Source organism: Streptomyces sp. UW30 (genome assembly GCF_008042075.1).
In the GTDB taxonomy this organism is placed as follows: domain Bacteria; phylum Actinomycetota; class Actinomycetes; order Streptomycetales; family Streptomycetaceae; genus Streptomyces.
The window spans coordinates 1318621-1343083 of record NZ_RDBN01000037.1; the positions used below are offsets into that span (position 1 = coordinate 1318621).

Genomic DNA, 24463 nt, shown 5'->3' on the forward strand with positions numbered 1-24463 from the left:
AAAGGTCCGGCCTGTGTCACACCGGATATCCGCACCGCGTGCCCGAGCGCGCGGGGGAGTGGATCCGACCGCACTGGACGACGACGCCACGCTGCATGCGATGGGTTATCCGAGAAAACTCACGCGTCGCTTTCAGGCGTTCGACAATTTCGCCATCTCGTTCACCATCATCAACATCATCTCGGGTATCTTCTCGGGCTTCGGTTTCGGTCTGAACGCGGGCGGCCCGAGCATTCTCGTCTTCGGCTGGATCGGTGTCTCCGTCATGGTGCTCTTCGTGGGAGCAGCGATGGCGGAAGTCGCCTCGGCCTATCCGACGAGCGGCGCGCTGTATTTCTCCGCCGGGAAACTCGCCAAACGCCACAAGGGCGCTTGGTCCTGGTACACCGGCTGGCTGAACTTCGTGGGCCAGGTGGGTGGCACAGCCGCCACCGGGTACGCGGCGGCCACCTTCATCCAGGCCTTCATCGCCCTCCAGTGGCCCTCGTACGAGCCGACCGGGCACCGGACGGTGCTGATCACGGCGCTGGTCATCGTGGTGCAGGGGCTCGCCAACACCTACACGGTGCAGCTGGTCGCCGTACTGAACAGGATCTCCGTCTGGTGGCTGCTCAGTGGACTCGTGGTCATCGTGACCGCACTGACCGTCATTCCCGATCACCATCAATCGGCCTCGTATGTCACGCATTTCGCGAACAACACCGGTTTCACTAGCGGCCTTTACGGAGGGATGCTCGGACTGCTGGTCACCAGCTGGACCTTCACCGGCTTCGACGGCAGCTTCCACATGTCCGAGGAAACGGTCCGGGCGACGGTCAACGCCCCTAGGGGGATCACGCGGGCGATCGCTTACTCGGCAATCGCGGGACTGCTGCTGATGCTCGCATTGGTCTACAGCATTCGCGACTACGACCGGGTGGCGGGCGCCGACGCACCGCCCGTGCAGATCCTCATCGACGGGCTCGGACTGGGCACGGCGAAGGCGCTGCTGCTGATCGTGATCGGCGCGATGCTCTTCTGCGGCCTGGCCAATCTCACCAGCAACACCCGGCAGATCTTCGCCTTCTCCCGGGACGGCGCGATGCCCGGTTCACGCTGGTGGCACTCGGTGTCGCCGCGCACCCGCACCCCCGTCAAGGCGGTGTGGCTGGCGGTCGGCTGCTCGCTGACGCTGGTGGTACCCGGCTGGTGGTCGCACACGGCGTTCACGGCCATCGTCAGCGTGAACGTCGTCGGGCTCTTCCTCGCCTATGCCGTTCCGATCCTGCTGAGGCTGCGGCTCGGCGACGATTTCCAGCCGGGGCCCTGGCATCTGGGCCGCTGGGGACGGCCGGTCGGGATCGTCGCGGTGACCTGGATCCTGCTCAGCAGTGTCCTGTTCATGCTGCCGCAGGCGTCGCCGGTCACCGTCGACTCCTTCAATTACGCGCCGGTCGCCCTGGGCGTGGTCCTGGCCGTGGCCACGGTGTGGTGGTTCACCACCGCCCGCCGCCGCTTCCACGGCCCGGTCAGCTACGGCCGGCCCGACGAGGTCGCGGCGATGGACCTGGTCTGACGATCCGTCATCGGCCCCGGTGCCTGCCGTCACGACGGTGTGCACCGGGCGCCGATCCCTTCATCTCGCCCTGTCCGTACGGTGGTTGGCGTGCTCGGCCGCTCCCGTTGATGCCAGTGGTCGACACCAATATTCGTAGCCACGCCAGGGACCGAAGTGCTGGCAGAGGCTGGCCCTTGCGTTCATAGTTGGCGGACAGCCGTGCACAGGATCCGCCCGACTCGGACACCTGGGGGTCATCCGCCATGAGCAGAGCCGAAGAGCCGTCCCGCAGAACCGTCCTCGCCGCCGCGGTCGCCGCAGCCGTCGCCGGTGGCGTGGGCCCGGCCGCCGCCGACAGCCCCGCCGAGACCGCCGCCGACCCCGTGCCCCCTGGTGAGGCCGTCGCCCCCACGGTCGACAACCGTGCCTGGACCACGTTCACGGACTGGCGGGGCGGGACCGCCGACGGCACCCGAGCCGTCGCGGGCTACCGCCCCGGCATCGTGATCGCCGCGCCGGCAGGCGTCATCGACTACACGGACCCCCACACCGGCCGGACCGCGCGCTGGGAGTACGCGACCTGGACCTCCCCGGTCCACCGGCTCCGCGTGCCCGCGACCGAGGCGATCGCGTCCTGGAACGCGCACACCCCCGACGGCACCTGGCTCCAGATCGAACTCGAGGGGACGTATTCGGACGGCGCCGCCACCCCCTGGTACGTCCTGGGCCGCTGGGCGGCCGGTGACCAGGACATCCGGCGGACCTCGGTCGACGACCAGAGCGACGGCAGGAGCAGCGTCTGGACGGACACGTTCGCGATCGACGACCCGGCGACCGGGCTGCGCCTGACCGCGTACCGGCTGCGGCTGACGCTGTACCGGACGCCCGGCACGGTGATCACCCCCAAGGTCTGSCGGGTCGGCGCGATGGGCTCCGACGTCCCCGACCGCTTCACCGTCCCGGCCTCCGCTCCCGGCCTCGCCCAGGAGCTGACCGTCCCGCGCTACTCGCAGGAGACCCACGTCGGCCAGTACCCCGAGTACGACAACGGCGGCGAGGCATGGTGCAGCCCCACCTCCTCGCAGATGATCGTCGAGTACTGGGGCAGCCGTCTCACCCCGGAGCAGCTGGCCTGGGTCGACCCGGCGTTCGCCGACCCGCAGGTCTGCCACGCGGCCCGGTTCTGCTTCGACTACCAGTACGAGGGCTGCGGGAACTGGCCGTTCAACGCCGCCTACGCGGCCACCTTCGAGGACATGCAGGGTGTCGTCACCCGGCTCGGCTCGCTCACCGAGCTGGAGACGCTGATCGCGGCCGGCATCCCGGCCATAACGTCCCAGTCCTTCCTCAAGGAGGAGCTGACCGGGGCGGGGTACGGCACCGCCGGGCATCTGATGACGGTCATCGGCTTCACCGCCGACGGCGACGTGATCGCCAACGACCCGAACTCATCGAGCAACGACGCGGTGCGGCGGGTCTACAAGCGGCGCGAGTGGGAAAACATCTGGCTGCGGACCAAGCGGTACAACGCCGCCGGCAAGGTGGTCTCCGGCACCGGCGGCATCTGCTACCTCTACTTCCCGGCGTGCCCGACCCCGCGCCAGCGCGCGGCGCTCGCGGCCGTGGGAGTCCTGTGAGCAAGGTCTCCGCCGCAAAAGCCGTCTCCGATGGCAAGGTGGGCATATGACCGCGCACTCATCCACGGCCGACCGGGTCCGCACCGGAGGCCCCAAGGAAGACGGCCCGAAGATCTTCGAGCACGCCATGGGCTGGACCCTCGTCGTGGTGGTCGCGATGCTCGTCACGCAGCTCGGTCTGCTGTGACCTGACCCACACAGAAGCCTTTGTGCGGACATATCCCGACCCTGTTGTCGACGGGTCCGTCAGAGCCGATCAGACTCGAACAGGCGGCTGGTGAAGGTCTGACATACTGCGGATGTCCCGCCCCCCGTTGAACAACAGGGTCTAAATTGAATATTAGTCAACAGCGCGACGCGGCCCGTCCCCGGGCACGCGGCACCGAACGTTCGGTGGCGCGCCGTGCCGAACTCATCGCCATCGGGCGCAAGCTGTTCGCCGACACGTCGTACGACGCGCTTTCCATGGACGACATCGCACGCCAGGCCCATGTCGCCAAGGGGCTCATCTACTACTACTTCCAGTCCAAGCGCGGCTATTACCTGGCGATCATCCAGGACTCCGTCGCCGACCTGGTCACCTACGCGGCGAGCGGCATCGAACTGGATGCGGTGGACCGGGTCCACCGCACGATCGACAGCTACCTGCGCTACGCCGAGCACAACCAGGCCGCCTACCGCACCATCGTCAGCGGCGGCGTCGGCTTCGACACCGAGGTGCACGCTATCCGGGACGGCGTGCGCGAGGCGATCGTCGCGACCCTCGCCGAGGGGGCGTACGGCCGCAGCGACATCGCCCCGCTGGCCCACATGGGTCTGCTCGCCTGGGTGTGCAGCGTGGAGGGCGCCACCCTCGACTGGATAGACCGCCCCGAGCTGCCCCGGGACACCATGCGCGAGCTGCTGGTGAAGATGCTCGGCGGCACCATGCGCTCCATCGAGGAGCTCGACCCCTCCTACCGGGCCCCGGAGCCGGCCCGCCGGGACGACTGACCCAGGGCATGCGCATGGGGCGGAGGTCTCGTGGTCCTCCGCCCCAAGCCCCCCGTGGGACCGGCTAGTTGATCGCCTTGATCAGCTCACCGTTCGCCGTGTCCCCGCTCAGTTCCCAGAAGAAGGTCCCGCCCAGCGACTGCTGGTTCTTGTACGCCATCTTCGTGCCGATGGTGGCGGGGGTGTCGTAACTCCACCAGTTGCTCCCGCACTTGGCGTACGCGGTGCCGCCCACCGTCCCGGTCGAGGGGCACTTGGTCTTGAGCACCTTGTAGTCCTCGATGCCCGCCTCGTAGGTGCCGGCTGCCGCACCGGTCGCGGTACCGCCGGGCGCCGCCTGGGTGACGCCGGTCCAGCCGCGGCCGTAGAAGCCGATGCCGAGCAGCAGTTTGGACGACGGGATGCCGAGGCCCTTGAGCTTGGCGATGGTCGCCGAGCTGTGGAAGTCCGCCTTCGGGATGCCGGAGTAGGAGTTCAGTGCCGAGTGCGGAGCCGTCGGACCGGTCGCGTCCCAGGCTCCGAAGAAGTCGTACGTCATCGGGTTGTACCAGTCGACGTACTGTGCCGCGCCCGCGTAGTTCGCCGCGTCGATCTTGCCGCCGCTGGTGGCGTCGGCCGTGATCGCCGCGGTGACCAGGTTGCCGGAGCCGAACTTGGCGCGCACCGCCGACATCAGGTTCTTGAAGGCCTCACGGCCGCTGGTGTCACAGGTGGCGCCGCAGGCGTTCGGGTACTCCCAGTCGATGTCGATGCCGTCGAAGACATCGGCCCACTTGGAGTTCTCGACCAGGTCGTAGCAGGACTGGGCGAACGCGGCCGGGTTGCGCGCGGCCTCGCCGAAGCCGGTCGACCAGGTCCAGCCGCCGAAGGACCACAGCACCTTCAGGCCCGGGTGCTTCTTCTTGAGCTCACGCAGCTGGTTGAAGGTGCCGCGCAGCGGCTGGTCCCAGGTGTCGGCGACGCCGTCCACCGACTCGGCGGCGGTGTAGGTGCGTTCGGTCGCGGCGTAGGAGTCGCCGATCGCGCACTTGCCGCCGGTGACATTGCCGAAGGCGTAGTTGATGTGGGTCAGCTTGGCCGCCGAGCCCGAGGTCTCGATGTTCTTGACGTAGTACTTGCGGTCGTAGGTCCCCCATTCGGTGAAGTAGCCGACGACCTTGGAGCCGGCGGCCAGCTTCGGGGAGGAGGCGGGTTCGGCGGTTGCGGTGCCCGCGCCGGCGAGCAGTCCGGCGCCGAGGACGGCCGCGCAGGCGGCGGACACGAGCGCCCGGAAGCCGTTGCGGGGGCGGTGCGAGATGTGCATCGGGTGTCTCCTCGTGGGGGAGAGGGGAGCATGCTCCGATTGGCATGAACGCGCTGATGCGTTGATCCGTCACCGTAGGAGGACTAGACCAGTACGTCAATGGTTCGGACCAATTTCGGCGACGCGGATAACTTGCTGGACACTTCTTTGAGTGAGCGGTCGTTAACTGGTGACTCGATGCCTCCGATCGGGCATACTCACAGCGCACAGCCGCTGGTCAGCAGCTTCCGAGACCCGGGAATGCGAGCATCGGCCCGGCACCAGTGAGACCCGGCGGAGCCGCCCCACCCAAGGCGTACGTCCGCCGACGTGCCCGACAGGGAGGATCGTCGCCATGCCCGACCGCGCCCCGCAGCCGGTGGACCGTCAACTGCCCACGGACGAGGCCCGGGATCTGATCTCGCTCGTCCGCGACATCGCGCAGCGCGAGATCGCCCCGAAGGCGGCCGAGGAGGAGGACGCGGGACGCTTCCCGCGCGAGGTCTTCACCCTGCTCTCCGAGTCCGGACTGCTCGGCCTGCCGTACGACTCCGAGTACGGCGGCGGCGACCAGCCCTACGAGGTCTACCTCCAGGTCCTCGAAGAGCTCGCCGCGGTCCGCCTCACCGTGGGCCTCGGGGTCAGCGTGCACACCCTGGCCTCCTACGCCCTGGCCACCTACGGCAGCAAGCAGCAGCAGGTCGAGCACCTCCCCGCGATGCTCGGCGGCGGGCTCCTCGGCGCGTACTGCCTCTCCGAGCCGTCGTCCGGTTCGGACGCGGCCTCCCTGCGGACCAAGGCGGTGCGCGAGGGCGACGGGTGGGTGATCAACGGGACCAAGGCCTGGATCACGCACGGCGGCATCGCCGACTACTACACCGTCATGGCCCGCACCGGCGAGGACGGCCCGCGTGGGATCACCGCGTTCCTGGTGCCCGGTGACGCGGCCGGGCTGAGCGCGGCGGCGCCCGAGAAGAAGATGGGCATGAAGGGATCGCCCACCGCTCAGGTCCACTTCGACGGCGTCCGGGTCGGCGACGACCGGCGCCTCGGCGACGAGGGCCAGGGCTTCGCCATCGCCCTGTCCGCGCTCGACTCCGGCCGGCTCGGCATCGCGGCCTGCGCGATCGGCGTCGCCCAGGCGGCGCTCGACGAGGCGGTCGAGTACGCGACCGAGCGTCGGCAGTTCGGCAAGCCGATCGCCGACTTCCAGGGCCTGCGCTTCATGCTCGCCGACATGGCGACCCAGATCGAGGCGGGCCGCGCGCTGTATCTGGCGGCGGCACGGCTGCGCGACGCCGGCCGGCCCTTCGCCAAGCAGGCGGCGATGGCCAAGCTGCACTGCACCGACACGGCGATGAAGGTCACCACCGATGCCGTCCAGATCCTCGGCGGGTACGGCTACACCGCGGACTTCCCGGCCGAGCGCTACATGCGCGAGGCCAAGGTCCTGCAGATCGTCGAGGGCACGAACCAGATTCAGCGGATGGTCATCGCCCGTCACCTAGCTGGTCCCGAAGGGCGCTGAACTGGCCGTGCTTGACCGTCGGCGCCGCGAGCCGGATCCACTCCGGGTCGTGGTGCCCGGGCAGGGTGCGGCCCCGGTCCGCCCACGTCCGCATCAGATCCCGGTAGATCGGCGGATCCGGCGGCTGCGGGGGTGCGGGCGGCTGAAGCGTTCCTGCGGGCCGGGGGACGAAGACGCGGTGCTGGGGCCCGGTCCCGTAGTAGGTGTGGGGCATATCAGGGCAACGCGGAGGCGGGGGGACAAGTCACCGCCCGTCGGATTCGGGCGTGAGTTCACCGTTGTCCGGCTCCCACTCTGGTCACCCGAGGCTGTCTGACGTACCGTCAGCCCAGCCCGCGTCCAGGGAGGTTTGCCGTGGCCGACGACGACCGCCCGGTACCGCTCGACGAGTACCCGGTGCACCAGGTCCCCCTGTCCATGAAGCACGTCGCGACCGGCGACCGGAACGCCTACGACCGCTGCATCTTCCACGTGCTCGACCACCGGGGGCGTGCCCTGCTCATCCTCGGTCTCGGGGTGTATCCGAACGCCGGGGTGATCGACGCGTACGCGACCCTGCGGGTGGGGGACACCCTGCACGCCGTACGGGCCTCCGACGCGCTCGGCGACGACCGGATGCGGCTCGCCGTCGGCCCGCTGAGGATCGAGGTGGAGGAGCCGCTGCGCCGGCTGCGCCTCGTGTGCGACGACGACACCCTCTCGTACGACCTCTCCTGGACCGCGGACTTCCCGGCCCTGTGGGAACCCCATCACGTCCAGCGCCGCGGCGACCGGCTCACCCTCGAAGGGCGTCGCTTCGTGCAGGCCGGGAGCGTGACGGGCGTGATCCGCGCCGCCGGAGAGGAGTTCCGGGTCACCGCCGCCGAGTGGACCGGCACCAGGGACCGCAGCTGGGGCGTGCGGCCCATTCCGGGGGAGGAGGGCGGACGTATCGCCCAGGAGCATCCGACCGAGGGCTTCCACTGGATATGGTGCCCGGTCCGTTTCGAGGACCGGTTCCTGATGGTGATCGTCCAGGAGGACGCGGACGGGCACCGCTCGCTGAACGAGGCGACGCTGGTCCACCCGGGCCGGCGCGACCGCCAACTCGGCTGGCCCCAGGCCGAGATCACCTACCGCCCCGGCACCCGCCACCCCGAACGCGCCCTCATCCACCTCGGAGACGTCCGCAAGCCGCAGGAACTGGAGGTGGAGATCCTCACCTCCTCCCCGCTCGCCGTCGGCGCCGGCTACCCGCCCGCCGACGACTGGCAGCACGGCACCTGGCGCGGGCGCGGCTGGACCGACCGGCGCACCTACGACCTCACCGAGGCCCACCCCCTGGCCGCGTACGGCGTCACCGACCACGCCGCGCGCTTCCGGCTGGACGGGCGGATCGGCCACGGCATCTTCGAGCACGGCTCGTTCGGGCGTCACGACCCGAGCGGCTTCACGGACTTCAAGTCGCCCGCACCTTAGGGGGTTTGCGTCATGGCAGCCACGGCACCGCGCCCGCGCACCAGCACCCGGGACCCGCAGGAGATCACCCGCCGCCTCACCGCCTGGCTGCGCACCCGGCTGCCCGGGGCGCAGGCGGTCGGCGTCACCGTCCCCGAGTCGAACGGCCTGTCCAGCGAGACCCTGCTCTTCGAGATCGATCACCCCGAACCGCCCGTGCGTGCCTGCGCGTTGCGGCTCGCGGCCGACCCGGCGGCCTACACCGTCTTCCCGGTGTACGACATGCCGCGCCAGTACCGGACGATGCGTGTCGTGGCCGAGCACACGGATCTGCCCGTGCCGCCGCGCCCGCGCACCAGCACCCGGGACCCGCAGGAGATCACCCGCCGCCTCACCGCCTGGCTGCGCACCCGGCTGCCCGGGGCGCAGGCGGTCGGCGTCACCGTCCCCGAGTCGAACGGCCTGTCCAGCGAGACCCTGCTCTTCGAGATCGATCACCCCGAACCGCCCGTGCGTGCCTGCGCGTTGCGGCTCGCGGCCGACCCGGCGGCCTACACCGTCTTCCCGGTGTACGACATGCCGCGCCAGTACCGGACGATGCGTGTCGTGGCCGAGCACACGGATCTGCCCGTGCCGAGGGCGCTGTGGCTGGAGGAGGACCCCGGTCCGCTGGGTGCGCCCTTCTTCGTCATGGAGCGCGTCGAGGGGCGCGTGCCGCCGGATGTCATGCCGTACACCTACCAGGGCAACTGGCTGCACGCGGCGAGCGACGAGGAACGCGAGCGGCTGGAGGCGGCGACGATCGCGCTGCTTGCCCGGCTGCACGACCAAGTTCCGTCGCGGCAGGCCGAGTTCCTCGCCCTGCCCGGTGAGGGGGACGCCCTGCGGCGGCACGTCACGGCCCAACGCGCTTACTACGAATGGGTGGTTGACGGACTCGCCCGCTCACCGCTGATCGAGGACGCGTTCGACCGCCTGGAGGACCTCTGGCCGCGCGATCCGGGCACGCCCGTCCTCAACTGGGGCGACGCACGCATCGGAAACATCGTCTACGACGGGTTCGCCCCCGCGGCCGTCCTGGACTGGGAGATGGCGGCACTGGCCCCGCGCGAGGTCGACCTCGGCTGGACCATCTACCTGCACCGGTTCTTCCACGACCTCACGGTCGCCTTCGGACAGCGCGGACTACCGGAGTTCCTCCGCCGCGACCGCGTCGAGACCCGCTACGCCGACCTCACCGGCCACACCCCGCGCGACATGGACTTCTACACGCTCTACGCCGCCCTGCGGCACGCCGTCGTCATGCTGCGGATCGCCTACCGCCAGGCGCACTTCGGCGAAGTGGCCGTACCGGCGGACCCGGACACACTGATCCTGCACCACGGCAGCCTGCGAGCCATGGTGCAGGGCAGCTACTGGAATTGAGCGACGCGCGAAGGGCGGCCTGCGCTCAGGCGGCCTGGCGCCGCATGACCGGGACCCTGATGGGGCGTGAGCCCGGGCCGCCGACGTGCGAGAAGGGCTGCGTCCGCCAGTCGAGCCCCTGAGGGAGCGTCAACAGCAGGGCGGTGTCCTGCTCCTGGGGCTCCGTCGACTCGTCGGCGGAGCGGGCCTCGGCGGCCCTGCGACCCGTACCGGCGCAGACCGTGAGCCCGAACGGGTTCCACGGCGAGGCGCACAGCGCGTGCTCCGGCAGGACCTCCTCGTCCGCCAGCAGGGCGATGGGCTGCGCGCAGTCCGGGCAGATCACCCGGTACATCTCGAAGGTGTCGTACGCGTCGAGTTCGTCGTCGTCCTCCAGGGCGTCGGGTTCGACGCCCTCCGGAGCGGGCTCGACGACCAGTTGCGGCCGCTTGGGCGTGGTACGACCAGGGCGCTTAAGACTCTGCATGGGATTCTCCCCCTCGGGCTGGGCCGTGACGGCACTGCGGCCTCGACCACAGCAAGCACTTCCCGCCTGTCCTCGGCATTAATCACGGGTACATCACGGAGCCTGTTCGGGGACTGTGGCCTTCGTCACATGCCGCCCGCAGGTGCCCATGGCGGCCGGTTTGTCCCTCAGGCCGCGCACAGCCGACGGCCGGCCAGATCACAAACCGGGCATGACCTGGGCTGCTGAGGTATCCGAGGAGATCAGCAGCACTGTAGGTTCTTGCGCCATGGAGGAGCTGGACCGACAAATCGTGCAGCTGCTCGTCAAGGACGGGCGGATGAGTTACACCGACCTGGGCAAGGCCACCGGCCTGTCCACGTCGGCCGTGCACCAGCGGGTGCGCCGGCTGGAGCAGCGCGGCGTCATCCGCGGCTATGCCGCGGTCGTCGATCCGGAGGCCGTGGGGCTGCCCATGACGGCCTTCATCTCGGTGAAACCGTTCGACCCCAGCGCCCCCGACGACATCGCGGACCGGCTCGCCGACGTGCCCGAGATCGAGGCCTGCCACAGCGTGGCCGGCGACGAGAACTACATCCTCAAGGTGCGCGTGGCCACGCCGCACGAACTCGAGGAACTGCTGGCCCGGGTGCGTTCGCTGGCGGGGGTCTCCACCCGGACGACCGTGGTGCTGTCCACGCCCTACGAGGCACGGCCGCCCATGGTCTGAGCGTCACCGCGGCGGACCCCCGTCCGCCGGGCGCCCTGGGCAGGCGCGAGACTGTTCCCCATGAGTGAGTCCACCGCCCAGCCGAAGACCGTCCTCCTGCGCCGAGGCGAAGTCCACAGCCCCGCCGACCCCTTCGCCACCGCGATGGTCGTGGAGCGCGGCCAGGTCGCCTGGGTCGGGTCCGAGGGGGCCGCCGACGCCTTCGCGGACGGTGTGGACGAGGTCGTCGATCTGGACGGTGCCCTGGTCACCCCCGCGTTCACCGACGCCCATGTGCACACCACCGCAACGGGCCTCGCCCTGACCGGCCTCGACCTGTCCGGCGCCCCGTCCCTGGAGACGGCCCTCGCCCTCGTACGGGACTTCGCCGCCGCCCGGCCGGACGACCGCGTCCTGCTCGGCCACGGCTGGGACGCCTCCCGCTGGCCCGGCGGCCGCCCGCCGACGCGCGCCGAGCTGGACGAGGCCACCGGAAACCGCCCGCTGTACCTGTCCCGGATCGACGTGCACTCGGCGGTCGTCACCACAGCCCTGCTCGACATGACGCCGGGCGACCTCGGCGCCGTGGACGCCCCGCTCGTCGCCGGCGCCCACCATGCGGTGCGCGCGACCGCGCTGGCCTCCATCACCCCGGCCCAGCGCGTCGAGGGCCAGCGGGCCGCTCTGGCGCACGCCGCCTCCCTCGGGATCGGCACCGTCCATGAATGCGGCGGGCCGGACATCTCCTCCGAGGACGACTTCACCGGCCTGGTCCGGCTCGCCGCCGAGGAGGCCGGGCCACGGGTCGTCGGCTACTGGGCCGAGCAGGACGTGACGAAGGCGCGTGAGCTCGGCGCGCTCGGCGCGGCCGGTGACCTCTTCGTCGACGGCGCCCTCGGCTCGCACACCGCCTGTCTGCACCAGCCGTACGCCGACGCCGCCCACACCGGCACCGCCTACCTGGACGCGGGCGCCGTCGCCGCCCATGTCACCGCGTGCACCGAGGCCGGCCTCCAGGCGGGCTTCCACGCGATCGGCGACGCCGCCGTGACCGCCGTCGTGGAGGGCGTGCGCTCCGCCGCAGGGAAGGTCGGCCTTGCCCGGGTCCGCGCCGCCCGGCACCGGGTCGAGCACGCCGAGATGCTCTCCCCCGACACCGTCGCGGCCTTCGCCGAACTGGGCCTGACCGCCTCCGTGCAGCCCGCCTTCGACGCGCTGTGGGGCGGCGAGGAGGGGATGTACGTGACGCGCCTCGGCGCCGAACGCGCCCGCTCACTGAACCCCTTCGCGGCCCTGCTGCGCGCGGGAGTCCCGCTCGCCTTCGGCTCCGACAGCCCGGTCACCCCCCTCGACCCCTGGGGCACCGTCCGCGCGGCGGCCTTCCACCACACGCCCGAGCACCGGGTGTCGGTGCGCGCCGCGTTCACGGCGCACACGCGCGGCGGCTGGCGGGCGATCGGGCGCGACGACGCGGGCGTCCTCGTGCCGGGCGCACCCGCCGACTACGCCGTGTGGCGCACCGACGAACTGGTGGTCCAGGCACCCGACGACCGGGTCGCGCGCTGGTCCACCGACCCGCGCTCCGGCACCCCCGGCCTGCCCGATCTGACCCCGGGCCGCGACCTGCCGGTCTGCCTGCGCACGGTGGTGGGCGGACGAACGGTCTTCGTACGGCCGGGCGAGTGATCTCCCGGGGTGGCGCGAACCCGATCATCGCGCGCCGCCCCGTCGCGCGACCTGCGCATCCTCTGCGTTGACCAGCGATAGCGGAGAAAAGTCGCAGGTCAAACGGCTGTTGACAGGCGGAGGCCCGAGGCCGGTAGGTTCGGCCGAGTCCACCACCGGACGCCCGACCGGACAACCGCGGAACTTCCGGGAACCCGTCGCAACGCCGCTGGGTCAGGGACGGTGTGCCGCACCGGGCACCGCCACTGGGAGCCAGGCTCAGCGCTCGCGCGGCGACGACGGAACTTTCCGGCCGGTCGGGGAGGTGTGACCCGGGTGGGGCCCGGGCGCTCAGTAGACAACGGCTTTCGGTCGATCCGCAGCCAGCGGGTCCCAGGTCGGCCCGAAGGGCGCCGGGCCCCCATCCGCAGCAGGACCGCACCAGCGTACGGTCACGCAAAACCCGCACTTGCTTCGCTCTTGTGGAATCGACACCGGCATACGAACGTGCTGTCACGTCAGCGCAGGCCGCGCCCACTATGGTGGACGTCTGCGTACGGAAGTGAAGGGGCAGCAGTGAACGACGGCGACGGGACCACCGGGGCACAGGACCGCGGGAGGCGGTTCGGGCCGCTCGGCACGGCGTTGGTGATCATTCCGACCTACAACGAGGCGGAGAACATCAAGAGCATCGTCGGCCGGGTCCGCAAGGCGGTGCCGGACGCCCACGTGCTGGTGGCCGACGATAACAGCCCCGACGGCACCGGCAAGCTCGCGGACGAACTGGCCGTCGAGGACGACCATGTCCAGGTCCTGCACCGCAAGGGCAAGGAGGGCCTCGGCGCGGCCTACCTCGCGGGCTTCCGCTGGGGCATCGAGCACGACTACGGCGTCCTGATCGAGATGGACGCCGACGGCTCCCACCAGCCCGAGGAACTGCCCCGCCTGCTGACCGCCCTCAAGGGCGCCGACCTCGTGCTCGGCTCCCGCTGGGTGCCCGGCGGCCGGGTCGTGAACTGGCCCAAGTCCCGGGAGTTCATCTCCCGCGGCGGCAGCCTGTACTCCCGCGTCGCCCTGGACCTGCCGCTGCGCGACATCACCGGCGGCTACCGCGCCTTCCGCCGCGAGACGCTGGAAGGCCTCGGCCTGGACGACGTGGCCTCCCAGGGCTACTGCTTCCAGGTCGACCTCGCCCGCCGCGCGGTCAAGGCCGGCTATCACGTCGTCGAGGTGCCGATCACCTTCGTCGAGCGGGAGCTCGGTGACTCGAAGATGAGCCGCGACATCCTGGTCGAGGCGCTGTGGCGGGTCACGACCTGGGGGGCGCAGGAGCGGGTGGGCAAGCTGCTGGGCCGCTCCAAGCAGTCCTCACCGTCGCAGCCGCCGTCCCAGACGTAGCTCCGGGACCGCACGGCGGGCGCCGACCCGTGTGCGCGGTTCAGGCGTCGGCCGTCCGCTTATCCCGCTCTGAGCCGGGCCCAGGCACACTGGACGCATGACGAGTGGCGCACCGACCCCGACGTATCCCGCCCGGCCCCGGCGTTCCCGGCTGCGTACCTTCCTGCCGCTAGGCATCGCCGCGTGGCTTGTGCTGGAGATCTGGCTGCTGACCGTCGTCGCGGACGCGGTGGGCGGGCTCACGGTGTTCCTGCTGCTTCTCGCCGGTCTCGTGCTCGGCTCCGTGGTGATCAAGCGAGCGGGCCGGCGGGCCTTCCAGGCGCTGAACGAGGCGCTGCAGCGCGGCGGCACCCCGGCGAGCGGCGGCGGCAACGGTCTGATGATGCTGGGCGGCCTGCTGATCATGCTGCCGGGCCTGATCTCGGACGCGGTGGGCCTGCTCCTGCTGATCCCGCCGGTCCAGAAGGCCCTGAGCGGGTACGCCGAGCGGACCTTCGACCGCAAGCTCCGCGAGGCGGGCTCCGGTTCGTTCGGCGACGCCTTTCAGCAGGCTCGGATTCACCGCCCCGACGGCAAGGTCGTGCAGGGTGAGGTCATCCGGGACGAGCCGGGGGACGCCCCGCAGGAGCCGCGGCCGCCGCTGATGGGCTGAGCCCCGCTTCCGTGCCGGGCTGAGCCCCGCACACGAACGCCGAGTGCCGGGTCCCGCCCGGATCCGGGCACACGAAACCGCGGGCGCCGTACGTCGTGATGACGTACGGCGCCCGCGGTTGTACGCGTTACCTGGTAAGTCCACCCAAGCCGCGCTGGGACTATGCGGACTTGCGGCTGTCCCGGGGGTGAACCGCGATGTTCATCGCCCCGGAGCGCAGTACCGCAAGACGTTCCTCGAGGACCTCTTCGAGTTCCTCGCGGGTACGCCGCTCCATCAGCATGTCCCAATGTGTACGCGCGGGCTTGGCCTTCTTTTCTTCAGGGCCATCGCCGTCCACGAGGAGTGCTTGGGCCCCGCAGACCTTGCACTCCCACTCCGGCGGAATCTCCGCCTCGACCGAGAAGGGCATCTCAAACCGGTGCCCCTTCTCGCATGCGTACTCCACGGCCTGGCGCGGGGCCAGGTCGATGCCGCGGTCCGTCTCGTAGCTGGTCACCACGAGGCGCGTGCCGCGAAGAGCTCGCTCACTCATGAATCGTGCCTCCCGGGCTTGTCGCCCACAGGACAGGTGTCGCTGTCGTCGTCATCCGGTCAACGTCCGGTCGGCGGTAAAGATTCCCGTTCCGCGTCACGTTCCGGGTCGTGCGTCGCCGTCGTAGCCGCAGCCTTGCTGACCAATGTCGTACCCACCGGCGCCCGGTTTGTCACATCTGCTAGCAGATGTAACCCAGCGTTTCGGCATCTTTGACGCGCAGTAACGGTACGCCTGGCAGGCCAAACGCGTACACTACCGCCCTTTCACTCGGAACGCTAAATCGTTGTCGGCACCGGGTTCCCCGCGTCGCTGATCGCCCGGCGCACCGGAACCCTCGCGAGCAGGGCGAATCCGATGATGAAGAAGGCCACCAGGGAGATGATCGCGTCCCGATAGCTTCCGGTCAGCTGGTAGGTGAGCCCGAACAGCAGTGGCCCCAGCCAGCTCATACCGCGGTCGCTGAGCTCGTACGCCGAGAAGTACTCCGCCTCTTTCCCCGGAGGGACGAGGTGCGAGAACAGGGACCGGGACAGGGCCTGGCTGCCGCCCAGGACCAGCCCGATGCCGGACGCGAGCACGAAGAACCAGACCGGCGCCCCGGCCGGCAGGAAGTACCCGGCCGCCAGCGTCACCGTCCACGCGATCAGCGAGCCGAGGATCGTCCGCTTGGCGCCGTAGATCCGGGCCAGCCGCCCCATCCCCAGCGCTCCCGCCACCGCCAGCACCTGGACCAGCAGCACGGCGCCGATCAGTGTGGACTGCCCGAGGCCCAGTTCCTCGGAGCCGTAGATCGYCGCCTGGGAGATCACCGTCTGGATGCCGTCGTTGTAGATCAGGTAGGCGAGCAGGAAGGCGAGCGTCAGCGGGTGGCGGCGCATGTCGCGGATGGTTGCCGCGAGCTGCCTGAAGCCCATCGCGCCCGGCGGCTTCCCGGTCCGCTCGCCGGTGGACCGGCGGTCGCGCAGCCGCCGGAGCGGGATGATCGCGAACGCACCCCACCACAGGCCCGCCGACGCCAGACAGATGCGCACGGCAGTGCTCTCCGAGACGCCGAAGGAGTCGTGCGCCAGGTACAGGACCAGGTTCATGATCAGCATCAGCGAGCCCGACGCGTAACCGAAGGCCCAGCCCCGGGAGGAGACCGCGTCGCGCTCCTCGGGCGGGGCGATCTGCGGAAGGTAGGAGTTGTAGAGCATCATCGCGACCGACTGGGCCGCGTTGGCCACGATCAGCAGGACGCCACCGAGCAGATAGCGCTCGCCGCCCAGGAAGAACATGGCCGTGGTGGCGGCCGCTCCCACATAGGCGGCGATCGCGAGCAGGGGCTTCTTGCGGCCGGTGCGGTCGGCGGCGGCGCCCACCAGGGGCATTACCAGAACGGCCACGATGACCGACAGGGACACCGAGTAGGCGAAGAACGAGCCCGCACGCACCGGGATGCCCAAAGGGTGGACGAATCCGTCCGCGTCCGCGGCCTCCTCGGCGACCGACGTCAGATACGGGCCCAGGAACACGGTGAGCACGCTCGTCGAGTAGACGGAGCAGGCCCAGTCGTAGAAGTACCAGCCGCGCTGCTCGCGCCGCCGCCCCGCGGCCTCGTCGGCCGCCTCGGTTCGCACGGTATCGGTGCCCACCCCGTGCCCTCGCTTCCCCGTGATGATCCCGCGCGAGGGCGGCGCCGGAGATCGGGTCAGACCCAGACGCCCCGGTCCTCCATGACCTTGCGCAACGTGTCGATGTGATCGGTCATGATGCCATCGACTCCCAGGTCCAGGAGCCGGTGCATCGCATCGGGATCATTGATGGTCCACACGTGCACCTGGAGCCCGCGCGCGTGGGCGGCCCGTACGAAGCGCCGGTCCACCACCTGGATGCCGGACTGGGCCTCGGGCACCTGGGCGGCGACCGCCGAACGGCGCAGCGCGGCCGGCACTCCCCAGGAGCGCAGCCGCAGGTTGAGGACGCCCCGGGTGCCGTACGACGTCGCAAGACGCGGGCCGGCCAGGCGCTGGGCGCGGATGACACGGGCCTCGGAGAAGGAGCCGACGCAGATGCGGTCCCAGGCGTTCGTGCGCTCGATCAGCTCCAGGAACGGGTGCAGGGCCGGCTCCGCCTTGAGGTCGACGTTCCAGCGCACCTCGGGGAAGGTCTCCAGGAGCTCCTCGAAGAGGGGCACCGGCTCCTTGCCGGCCACGCGCGCCTGCCGTACGTCGTCCCAGGGCAGGTCGGCGATCCGGCCCGCTCCGTCCGTCACCCGGTCCAGGGTCGAGTCGTGGAAGGCGACGAGCTTGCCGTCGCGGGTGCTGTGGACGTCGGTCTCGATGTACCGGTAGCCCGTTTCGACCGCCCGCCGGAACTGCAGCGCGGTGTTCTCCAGGCCGTCCGCCGCCCCGCCCCGGTGGGCGAAGGGGATGGGGCCGGGGTGGTCGAGGTAGGGGTGGCGTATCCGCGTGGTGCTCACGGACGCAGTATCGCGCGCCGGGGTTGCCCGGTGGCAACGACCGTGCTGCCGTCCGATGCCGGGGGAACGGCGAACACGCGCAGGAAGAGCTGGGCGAGCGGGCCGATCGACACCGCATACAGGAGGGTGCCCACGCCGACGGTGCCGCCCAGGGCGAAGCCGGTCACCACGACCGCGACCTCGACGGCCGTACGCATCAGGCGGATCGAGCGGCCGGTGCGCTGGTGCAGGCCGGTCATCAGGCCGTCCCGGGGCCCGGGGCCGAAGCGGGCGGCGATGTACAGGCCGGTGGCCGCGCCGTTGAGCAGGATTCCGGCCACGAGCAGGGGGATCCGCACGGCAAGGGAGTGCGCCTCGGGGAGCAGGGCGAGGGCGCCGTCCAGGGCGATGCCGACCACGAAGACGTTGGAGACGGTGCCGAGCCCCGGGCGCTGGCGCAACGGGATCCACAGGAGCAGCACCGCCGCGCCGATGATGATCGAGACGACGCCGATCGTGAGGCCGGTGAGCTCGGCGAGGCCCTGGTGCAGCACGTTCCAGGGCTCCAGGCCCAGGCCTGCCTCGACGAGCAGTGCCGAGCTCACGCCGTACAGCGCGAGCCCGAGGTAGAGCTGTGCCAGCCGCCGTACGAGATGCCCCTGCGTGAGCCGCTGTGTGAGACGTCCCTGCGTGGACAAGACGTGCCCCCCTGTGGTGGTAGTGGCCTGATGCATGACACCCTGTGGCTTGGGTTGCAATGCCATCCATGGCCAATTCGGAGAAGGTGGACTGGAAATCATGGCGCAGTGGACTTCCGCGGTGGGGGCCGCGCAGCTCGCCCGGCTCCTCACCTCCCAGCAGGATCGCCCGGCCGGGCCCGGCAGCAAACGCCCGCCCGCTTACCGGGCGCTGGCCGACGGCATCCGGCTGCTCGTCCTGGAGGGCCGCGTCCCGGTGGCCGCGCGGCTGCCCGCCGAGCGGGAACTGGCCCTCGCGCTGTCCGTGAGCCGTACGACGGTGGCCGCAGCCTACGAGGCCCTGCGCAGTGAGGGGTTCCTGGAGTCGCGGCGGGGAGCCGGCAGCTGGACCGCCGTACCGGCCGGGAACCCCCTGCCCGCGCGCGGGCTGGAACCGCTGCCGCCCGAGGCGCTCGGCTCGGTCATCGACCTGGGCACCGCGGCGCTGCCCGCGCCCGAGCCGTGGCTGACCCGTGCCGTCCAGGGCGCCCTGGAGGAGCTGCCGCCGTACGCCCACACCCACGGCGACTATCCGGCCGGGCTGCCCGCGCTGCGGTCGATGATCGCCGACCGGTACACGCAGCGCGGGATTCCGACCATGCCCGAGCAGATCATGGTGACGACCGGGGCGATGGGCGCCATGGACGCGATCTGCCATCTGTTCGCGGGGCGCGGGGAGCGGATCGCCGTCGAGTCGCCGTCGTACGCCAACATCCTCCAGTTGATGCGGGAGGCGGGCGCCCGGCTCGTGCCCGTCGCCATGGCCGGGGGACTGGCCGGCTGGGACGTGGACCGCTGGCGGCAGGTGCTGCGGGAGGCCGCGCCCCGGCTCGCCTACGTCGTCGCCGACTTCCACAACCCGACCGGGGCGCTGGCCGACGAGGACCAGCGGCGCAGGCTGGTCGACTCGGCACGGTCGGCGGGGACGGTGCTGGTCGCCGACGAGACGATGAGCGAGCTGTGGCTCGACCCTGACCTGGACATGCCGCGGGCCGTCTGCGCCTTCGACCCCGCCGGGTCGACCGTGATCACCGTCGGCTCGGCCAGCAAGGCCTTCTGGGCGGGGATGCGGATCGGCTGGGTGCGGGCGGCTCCTGATGTGATCCGCAGTCTGGTGGCGGCGCGCGCCTACGCCGACCTGGGTACGCCCGTGCTGGAGCAGCTGGCAGTGAACTGGCTGTTCGGCACGGGAGGTTGGGAGCAGGCGGTGGACCTGCGGCGTGCGCAGGCCCGCGAGAACCGGGACGCGCTCGTCACGGCCGTCCGACGGGAGCTGCCCGAGTGGGAGTTCGAGGTGCCGCAGGGCGGACTCACGCTGTGGGTGCGCACGGGCGGCCTGTCGGGCTCGCGGCTCGCGGAAGTGGGGGAGCGGGTGGGGGTTCGGGTGCCGTCCGGGCCTCGCTTCGGGGTGGACGGGGCCTTCGAGGGGTATGTGCGGCTGCCGTTCACCGTGGGGGGCGCCGTGGCGGAGGAGGCCGCGGTGAGATTGGCCGCGGCGGCTCGGCTGGTGGAGAGCGGGGTTTCCGGGGGCGGCGATGCGGCGAGGCCGTTCGTGGCGTGAACGACGTCGGGGGCGCCGGCCTGTGGGACGGCACTCGGTCCGCGCGGCTGCGACCGGCGCTGTGAAGTCCGACAGGTGCTATGAGGTCTCGGCCACGACAGCCTCCGCCGGTACCGGCTCCGGCTGCTGCGGCTTCGCCATCTTCGGCAGCGCCTCCACCTCCACCGGCGTCGTCCGCTCCGGCAGCAGCTCCAGTACGGCCTGGCGGTGGGCGTCGCTCGTCGCGTCGTCGTAGGGGTCCGGAGTCGCCGGGACCTGAAGGCGGTGGACGGCGCCGGTGCCGAGGCGGGCATAGCCCCGGCCGGGCGGCACGTCGGCGACCGGTGTGGTGTGCGGAGGGGCGCCCAGGGCCGACTCCAGTTGCTGGGCCGTCGCGGCGCCGAGCACGACACGCGCGCGTGTGTGCTGCCGTACCGCGTCGGACAGCGCGTCCATGGCGTCCCACTGCTCGGCCACGACCACCGTGACGTTCGCCGCGCGGCCGTGCCGGAGGGGCACCTGGAGCAGCGATTGCGGGTCCCGGCGGCCGTCCGTCGAGGCGAGGTGGGAGAACGCGGTCGGGCGGTCCAGCAGGAGCCACAACGGGCGCTTGGTGTCGTCCGGCGGCGGGTTGCCGGCCTGCCGGGCCCGGTTCACGGCGATCAGGCGCCGCTCCGTCTCGGTCGCCGCCCACTCCATGCTGGCGATCGCCCCGGCCAGCCCGCACTCGACGGCCAGGACGCCGTCCCGTCCGGTCAGGCAGGCGTACTCGCCGGTGCTGCCGCCCTCGACGATGACGACGTCGCCGTACTGGAGGGCCTGGAGCGCGATGGAGCGCAGCAGGGTCGAGGTGCCGGTGCCCGGCTGGCCCATGACCAGCAGGTGCGGCTCGGTGGAGCGGATGCCGGTGCGCCAGACGACCGGGGGTACGTCGCGCTGCTCCACACCATGGGTGAGGGGCAGCGTGCGCTGCGTCCGGCTCGGGTCGGTGAAGCCGAGGACCGTCTCGCCGGGGGCCGTGACGAAGCGCTGGGCGGCGATGTCGGTGGGCAGCGGAGCGAGGACGCTGACCGTGAGCTCGTTGCCCTCCTCGTCCCAGTCGAAGTGGTACTCCCGGCCGCGGCCGGACTTCGTCGTCAGCAGGTGCTCGATCCGCGCGCGGGCCTGCGCCTCGCCGTCGGTGAAGTAGGCGGGGTAGCGGACGAGGAGCCGGCTGACCCGGCCCGTGCCGTCGAAGTCGTACTCGGGGAAGGCCTTCTCCCACTCGCCGCCGTGGGTGTACAGCGGTGCCGGGTCCTCGGCCGCGGAGAAGTACGGGACCAGCGCCTCGTACAGCGCCCTCAGCCGCTCCAGCTGGGACTCGTCGGGGCCCTCGGGAGTCGACGGACCCCGGTCCCGGCCCTGCCAGGCTGCCGCCGCCATCAGGGTGATGACGGCGAGCAGCGGCCCGTACGGAACGAGCGCCACGACCAGGATCACCGAGGCCACCAGGAACAGCAGCGGACCGCGCTTGTCCTTGGGGGTCTCGGCCCATCTGCGCCGCCCGGCCGAGGCCAGCCGGCGCAGACCACGGGTGATCGTGATCAGTGGATGGAGGACGTCAGAGGCGCTGTCGCTCGCCGTCCGGGCCAGCTCCCGGCTTCGGGCGAACTGCGCCCGGGCCAGATCCCGGCTCCGGGCGATCTGCGCGCTGCCTGTGCTCAGGATGCGGGGGAGGGGGCGGCGGGCCACTGCTGTCTCCTACAGGTGCGTACGGGCGGGTGGGGCGGCGTCAGAACTGGATGCCGCCCAGGAGGCTCGCAAGGCTCTCGCCGCCGGCCTTGATGCTCGGGGCGATGGCCGTGCTTGCCAGATAGAAGCCGAACAGGGCCGAGATCAGGGCGTGCGACGCCTTCAGCCCGTCCTTGCGGAAGAAGATGAAGACGACGATGCCGAGCAGAACGACGCCTGAGATGGAGAGGATCATGTGAGTGCTCCTGGATTGTGGGGACAGTCACCATGAGTACTTCCAGGCTCACAGGATGTATCCATACGATAAAAGGTGCAACTGGGTGAAATTCGGCGAATTTCCCCCAGGTGGCGGAGTGTCTTTGAACGGATGAGCTTGGGTGTCGTGTCCGGCTGTGTCTGCGATGATCTTTGCCTCGGGCGCATCGGGTCATGTGCCGCGCTAGCCAGTACGCTGGCGAATCACTCGTACGGCCGAGCACCGCTCGCCGGCCGTACCCTTGCTCCCCGCGGGAATCCGCAGGAACCCGCAGTGCCCGGCAGTACCCAGCAGTCCCCGTGTTCGTAGTGAGAGGCGGTCCGGCCGATGACTGATGCCCCCGACCCCGAGGTCGTGGAGCTGGCGACCAAGATCTTCGATCTGGCTCGGCAGGGGCAGACCGAGGCGCTTGTGGAGTACGTCGACGCGGGCGTTCCGGCCAACCTCACCAACGACCGCGGCGACTCCCTGGTGATGCTCGCCGCCTATCACGGCCACGCCGACGCGGTGCGCGCCCTGCTCGCCCGGGGCGCCGAGGCCAGCCGTGTCAACGACCGAGGCCAGACGCCACTCGCCGGCGCCGTCTTCAAGGGTGAGACGGAAGTGATCAAGGCTCTTCTGGAAGGCGGCGCCGACCCGGCCGCGGGCACTCCCTCGGCCATCGACACCGCCCGCATGTTCGCCAAGACGGAATTGCTCGAACTGTTCGGCGCTCACTGAGTCGAACGCTCCGACCAGCGAAAACACAGAAAACGGGGGAGGCGGTACAGGGCCGCCGAAATTTCGGTCGCGGCAGATGGAAGTGCCGAGTCATCATGACGTCGTGATTCACGGACGCGATGGCTGGGCAGGTGTTGCCGCACCGCGCGGGCCGTGATCCGGTCCGCATGGGCCACCTACGAGAGGCAGAGGAAGATGGTCTACAGCAAGCAGGAAACGGCGGGCGCCCCGACGTGTTGTCACGCGGCCAGGTGAAGCAAGAACCCCGGTTGCGTCGACGCTTGATGTGAGGCTGTTTCCCATGTTCGAACCGGTCATAGCGCCCAGCGGTACGCTGCTCGGCCTGCTCCAGCGGGGCCGCGGCGACGGCACACTGCACGCGCTCACCGCCCCGCGCGCCGAGGCGCTCGCGGCCCTGAACCACTGCGTGCTGCGAGACCCCCGCCACGACTGGCAGGTGGAGAACCGCTCCCTGTACTACGCCCGTCTCTACCTCGATCTGAACGGCGAGCTGGACGAGATCGAGGCCCACCTCTTCGACGTCGAGGACGCCCTCGACACCGAGGAGTCACGCACCGGGCTGACCCTCGCCGTCCTCGGCCACCTCGCCTCCTACGGCAGGCGGGACGCCCTCGCACTGCTGCGCAGGTACGCCGCAACGGGCTCCAACTGGGCCTGGGCGCTGGACGAACTCGCGCTCAGGGACGACGACACCGGGCTGCGCGCCCTCGCCGCGCCCGTGCTCGCGCGCTTCTCCAGCGATCCCGAGGGCGAGGCCGAGCTGGCCGTCGCCGTACGCGATGCTTTTGAGCCACGGCCATGGCGGCTGTGGGCCGAGGATCCGCGCGAATCGATCGCCACGCGTGTGCGTTCCGCTCAGGAGGCCGGCTGTTTCGACCGCTGGCAGCGGCAGATGCGACCTACCGGGCCCCGTCCGGGGTGGAGCGTGCAGGCGGTCTTCGAGTGGGCTCAACAGGGCATCGAGCGCGGTGTCGCGCTCCACGTGCCCGCCGCACGGTGCCTCATGGCCGTCGCGGGCCCCGAGGACCGGCCGGAGATCGTCGCCGCCGCCAAGGACGGCATCGACGGAGCCCGCTGTACGGCCTTGCGTTACCTCGCCGACAGCAACGACCCGGACGCCCTCGACCTGATCGAGGCGGCCGTCGTCACCGGCTCGTCGGCCGTCGTGGAGGCCGCCGTGGACGCCTTCGAGCGGATGCGCAGCGTCGCCGCCGTCGACCGTGCGCGCGGCTGGGCCCGACGGCCCGATCCGCTGGGCGCCGCCGCCGGACGCATGCTCGCCTGCCGGGGCGCCGCCGGGGACAAGGACCTCGTCCTCGCCGCGCTGCGGGAGGCCGTACGGGGCGAGGGCCCCGACGCCCCGACCCTGTGGACCCTCGTCGACGGCACCGGACGGCTCGGCATCGCCTGCGCCGCCCCCGTGCTGCGCCACATCTACCGCGAGACCGCCTCCTCCCACCTGCGCGGACGCACCGCCCGTGCCCTCGCCGCCACCGATCCCTCCTTCCCGTCCGGATTCGCCGTCGAATGCCTCTGGGACTGCGAGGAGACCACCCGCGAGATCGCCGCCCGGCACGCCGAGACCGGGGACACGCGCGTCGTCGAGCGACTGCGCCGGCTCGCCGCCGATCCGGCCGAGGAGGCCGAGGTCCAGACGGCAGTACGCAGCCGCATCGGACCCGACACGGCCACCGGCTGACCGGCGCCCGGGACATGTGTTCACCCTGTGAAACTCGCGGAGATCCGCCCGCCGGGTGAACACGGGATGACCA

The 24463-nt window shown here is 70.9% G+C and carries 22 protein-coding genes; 14 read left to right on the forward strand and 8 right to left on the reverse strand.

Annotation, left to right across the window (positions count from 1 at the left end; genetic code table 11):
- Positions 1-100 precede the first annotated feature (100 nt).
- The 4 genes from EAO75_RS24745 (at position 101) to EAO75_RS24760 (ending at position 4167) form a co-directional block, all read left to right on the forward strand.
- A complete protein-coding gene (locus tag EAO75_RS24745) occupies positions 101-1555 on the forward strand; it encodes an amino acid permease (RefSeq protein ID WP_261989394.1) in 1455 nt (484 codons plus the stop codon).
- Between the two features lie 245 nt (positions 1556-1800).
- The gene (locus EAO75_RS24750; protein WP_147997228.1) at positions 1801-3174 is read left to right on the forward strand and encodes a peptidase C39 family protein; all 1374 of its coding nucleotides are present in this window, start codon (positions 1801-1803) and stop codon (positions 3172-3174) included.
- 46 nt (positions 3175-3220) lie between these two features.
- Positions 3221-3361, forward strand: a complete 141-nt coding sequence (locus tag EAO75_RS24755) for an SCO1431 family membrane protein (RefSeq protein WP_147997229.1) — start codon at positions 3221-3223, stop codon at positions 3359-3361.
- 146 nt (positions 3362-3507) lie between these two features.
- Positions 3508-4167, forward strand: coding sequence for a TetR/AcrR family transcriptional regulator (locus EAO75_RS24760; RefSeq protein ID WP_147997230.1), 660 nt, complete (start codon positions 3508-3510; stop codon positions 4165-4167).
- Between the two features lie 64 nt (positions 4168-4231).
- On the opposite strand, the gene EAO75_RS24765 is transcribed toward EAO75_RS24760, so the two are convergent.
- Positions 4232-5470 (reverse strand): glycoside hydrolase family 18 protein, encoded by a 1239-nt coding sequence (locus EAO75_RS24765; protein ID WP_147997231.1) that lies wholly within the window; start codon positions 5468-5470, stop codon positions 4232-4234.
- A 334-nt stretch (positions 5471-5804) separates the two neighbouring features.
- On the opposite strand from EAO75_RS24765, the gene EAO75_RS24770 reads away from it, so the two are divergent.
- From EAO75_RS24770 to EAO75_RS24785, 3 genes are all read left to right on the forward strand, one after another.
- Positions 5805-6977, forward strand: a complete 1173-nt coding sequence (locus EAO75_RS24770) for an acyl-CoA dehydrogenase family protein (protein ID WP_147997232.1) — start codon at positions 5805-5807, stop codon at positions 6975-6977.
- 417 nt (positions 6978-7394) lie between these two features.
- On the forward strand, positions 7395-8435 hold the full coding sequence (locus EAO75_RS24780) for a hypothetical protein (RefSeq protein ID WP_147998056.1): 1041 nt from the start codon (positions 7395-7397) through the stop codon (positions 8433-8435).
- A 309-nt stretch (positions 8436-8744) separates the two neighbouring features.
- A complete protein-coding gene (locus EAO75_RS24785) occupies positions 8745-9839 on the forward strand; it encodes a phosphotransferase family protein (protein WP_410092485.1) in 1095 nt (364 codons plus the stop codon).
- Positions 9840-9864: 25 nt separating this feature from the next.
- Here EAO75_RS24785 and EAO75_RS24790 read toward each other — a convergent pair whose 3' ends face one another.
- Positions 9865-10305 carry a hypothetical protein gene (locus EAO75_RS24790; protein ID WP_147997234.1) on the reverse strand — a complete coding sequence of 147 codons (441 nt, stop codon included), beginning with the start codon at positions 10303-10305 and terminating at the stop codon, positions 9865-9867.
- A 268-nt stretch (positions 10306-10573) separates the two neighbouring features.
- Here EAO75_RS24790 and EAO75_RS24795 point away from each other — a divergent pair, with 268 nt between their 5' ends.
- The 4 genes from EAO75_RS24795 (at position 10574) to fxsA (ending at position 14708) form a co-directional block, all read left to right on the forward strand.
- Positions 10574-11014: an Lrp/AsnC family transcriptional regulator gene (locus EAO75_RS24795; RefSeq protein WP_147997235.1), complete on the forward strand. Its 441-nt coding sequence runs from the start codon at positions 10574-10576 to the stop codon at positions 11012-11014.
- A 60-nt stretch (positions 11015-11074) separates the two neighbouring features.
- Entirely contained in the window at positions 11075-12679 is a 1605-nt protein-coding gene (locus tag EAO75_RS24800; RefSeq protein WP_147997236.1) for an amidohydrolase, read from the forward strand.
- A gap of 555 nt (positions 12680-13234) precedes the next feature.
- Positions 13235-14056, forward strand: coding sequence for a polyprenol monophosphomannose synthase (locus EAO75_RS24805; RefSeq protein WP_147997237.1), 822 nt, complete (start codon positions 13235-13237; stop codon positions 14054-14056).
- Between the two features lie 97 nt (positions 14057-14153).
- Positions 14154-14708: an FxsA family membrane protein gene (gene fxsA / locus EAO75_RS24810; RefSeq protein ID WP_147997238.1), complete on the forward strand. Its 555-nt coding sequence runs from the start codon at positions 14154-14156 to the stop codon at positions 14706-14708.
- 160 nt (positions 14709-14868) lie between these two features.
- Here fxsA and EAO75_RS24815 read toward each other — a convergent pair whose 3' ends face one another.
- The 4 genes from EAO75_RS24815 to EAO75_RS24830 all read right to left on the reverse strand — a co-directional run bounded on the left by EAO75_RS24815 (position 14869) and on the right by EAO75_RS24830 (position 18420).
- Positions 14869-15243, reverse strand: coding sequence for an RNA polymerase-binding protein RbpA (locus EAO75_RS24815; RefSeq protein ID WP_003977404.1), 375 nt, complete (start codon positions 15241-15243; stop codon positions 14869-14871).
- Positions 15244-15521: 278 nt separating this feature from the next.
- Positions 15522-16880, reverse strand: coding sequence for an MFS transporter (locus EAO75_RS24820; RefSeq protein WP_147997239.1), 1359 nt, complete (start codon positions 16878-16880; stop codon positions 15522-15524).
- A gap of 56 nt (positions 16881-16936) precedes the next feature.
- The gene (locus tag EAO75_RS24825) at positions 16937-17707 is read right to left on the reverse strand and encodes a glycerophosphodiester phosphodiesterase (RefSeq protein WP_147997240.1); all 771 of its coding nucleotides are present in this window, start codon (positions 17705-17707) and stop codon (positions 16937-16939) included.
- Entirely contained in the window at positions 17704-18420 is a 717-nt protein-coding gene (locus tag EAO75_RS24830; protein WP_187284568.1) for a YczE/YyaS/YitT family protein, read from the reverse strand. Before EAO75_RS24830 ends, EAO75_RS24825 begins: the two co-directional genes overlap by 4 nt.
- A 64-nt stretch (positions 18421-18484) precedes the next feature.
- Here EAO75_RS24830 and EAO75_RS24835 point away from each other — a divergent pair, with 64 nt between their 5' ends.
- Positions 18485-19984 carry a PLP-dependent aminotransferase family protein gene (locus EAO75_RS24835; protein WP_147997242.1) on the forward strand — a complete coding sequence of 500 codons (1500 nt, stop codon included), beginning with the start codon at positions 18485-18487 and terminating at the stop codon, positions 19982-19984.
- Positions 19985-20062: 78 nt separating this feature from the next.
- Here the strand turns inward: EAO75_RS24835 and EAO75_RS24840 are convergent, their stop codons facing one another.
- Both EAO75_RS24840 and EAO75_RS24845 read right to left on the reverse strand, forming a co-directional pair.
- Positions 20063-21694, reverse strand: coding sequence for an ATP-binding protein (locus EAO75_RS24840; protein ID WP_147997243.1), 1632 nt, complete (start codon positions 21692-21694; stop codon positions 20063-20065).
- A 40-nt stretch (positions 21695-21734) separates the two neighbouring features.
- A complete protein-coding gene (locus EAO75_RS24845) occupies positions 21735-21929 on the reverse strand; it encodes a hypothetical protein (RefSeq protein WP_004002760.1) in 195 nt (64 codons plus the stop codon).
- Between the two features lie 348 nt (positions 21930-22277).
- On the opposite strand from EAO75_RS24845, the gene EAO75_RS24850 reads away from it, so the two are divergent.
- A complete protein-coding gene (locus EAO75_RS24850; protein WP_147997244.1) occupies positions 22278-22670 on the forward strand; it encodes an ankyrin repeat domain-containing protein in 393 nt (130 codons plus the stop codon).
- A 301-nt stretch (positions 22671-22971) separates the two neighbouring features.
- Positions 22972-24390: a HEAT repeat domain-containing protein gene (locus EAO75_RS24860; protein WP_147997245.1), complete on the forward strand. Its 1419-nt coding sequence runs from the start codon at positions 22972-22974 to the stop codon at positions 24388-24390.
- Positions 24391-24463 lie beyond the last annotated feature (73 nt).

What these genes read in the sequence shown, in the direction of transcription:
- EAO75_RS24795 (WP_147997235.1), top strand. Translation starts at nt 10,574, where the DNA reads ATGGAGGAGCTGGACCGACAAATCGTGCAGCTGCTCGTCAAGGACGGG.
- EAO75_RS24830 (WP_187284568.1), bottom strand. Translation starts at nt 18,420, where the DNA reads ATGCATCAGGCCACTACCACCACAGGGGGGCACGTCTTGTCCACGCAG.
- EAO75_RS24815 (WP_003977404.1), bottom strand. Translation starts at nt 15,243, where the DNA reads ATGAGTGAGCGAGCTCTTCGCGGCACGCGCCTCGTGGTGACCAGCTAC.
- EAO75_RS24755 (WP_147997229.1), top strand. Translation starts at nt 3,221, where the DNA reads ATGACCGCGCACTCATCCACGGCCGACCGGGTCCGCACCGGAGGCCCC.
- EAO75_RS24745 (WP_261989394.1), top strand. Translation starts at nt 101, where the DNA reads ATGGGTTATCCGAGAAAACTCACGCGTCGCTTTCAGGCGTTCGACAAT.
- EAO75_RS24850 (WP_147997244.1), top strand. Translation starts at nt 22,278, where the DNA reads ATGACTGATGCCCCCGACCCCGAGGTCGTGGAGCTGGCGACCAAGATC.
- EAO75_RS24780 (WP_147998056.1), top strand. Translation starts at nt 7,395, where the DNA reads ATGAAGCACGTCGCGACCGGCGACCGGAACGCCTACGACCGCTGCATC.
- EAO75_RS24770 (WP_147997232.1), top strand. Translation starts at nt 5,805, where the DNA reads ATGCCCGACCGCGCCCCGCAGCCGGTGGACCGTCAACTGCCCACGGAC.
- EAO75_RS24790 (WP_147997234.1), bottom strand. Translation starts at nt 10,305, where the DNA reads ATGCAGAGTCTTAAGCGCCCTGGTCGTACCACGCCCAAGCGGCCGCAA.
- fxsA (WP_147997238.1), top strand. Translation starts at nt 14,154, where the DNA reads ATGACGAGTGGCGCACCGACCCCGACGTATCCCGCCCGGCCCCGGCGT.
- EAO75_RS24765 (WP_147997231.1), bottom strand. Translation starts at nt 5,470, where the DNA reads ATGCACATCTCGCACCGCCCCCGCAACGGCTTCCGGGCGCTCGTGTCC.
- EAO75_RS24835 (WP_147997242.1), top strand. Translation starts at nt 18,485, where the DNA reads ATGGCGCAGTGGACTTCCGCGGTGGGGGCCGCGCAGCTCGCCCGGCTC.
- EAO75_RS24800 (WP_147997236.1), top strand. Translation starts at nt 11,075, where the DNA reads ATGAGTGAGTCCACCGCCCAGCCGAAGACCGTCCTCCTGCGCCGAGGC.
- EAO75_RS24860 (WP_147997245.1), top strand. Translation starts at nt 22,972, where the DNA reads ATGTTCGAACCGGTCATAGCGCCCAGCGGTACGCTGCTCGGCCTGCTC.
- EAO75_RS24845 (WP_004002760.1), bottom strand. Translation starts at nt 21,929, where the DNA reads ATGATCCTCTCCATCTCAGGCGTCGTTCTGCTCGGCATCGTCGTCTTC.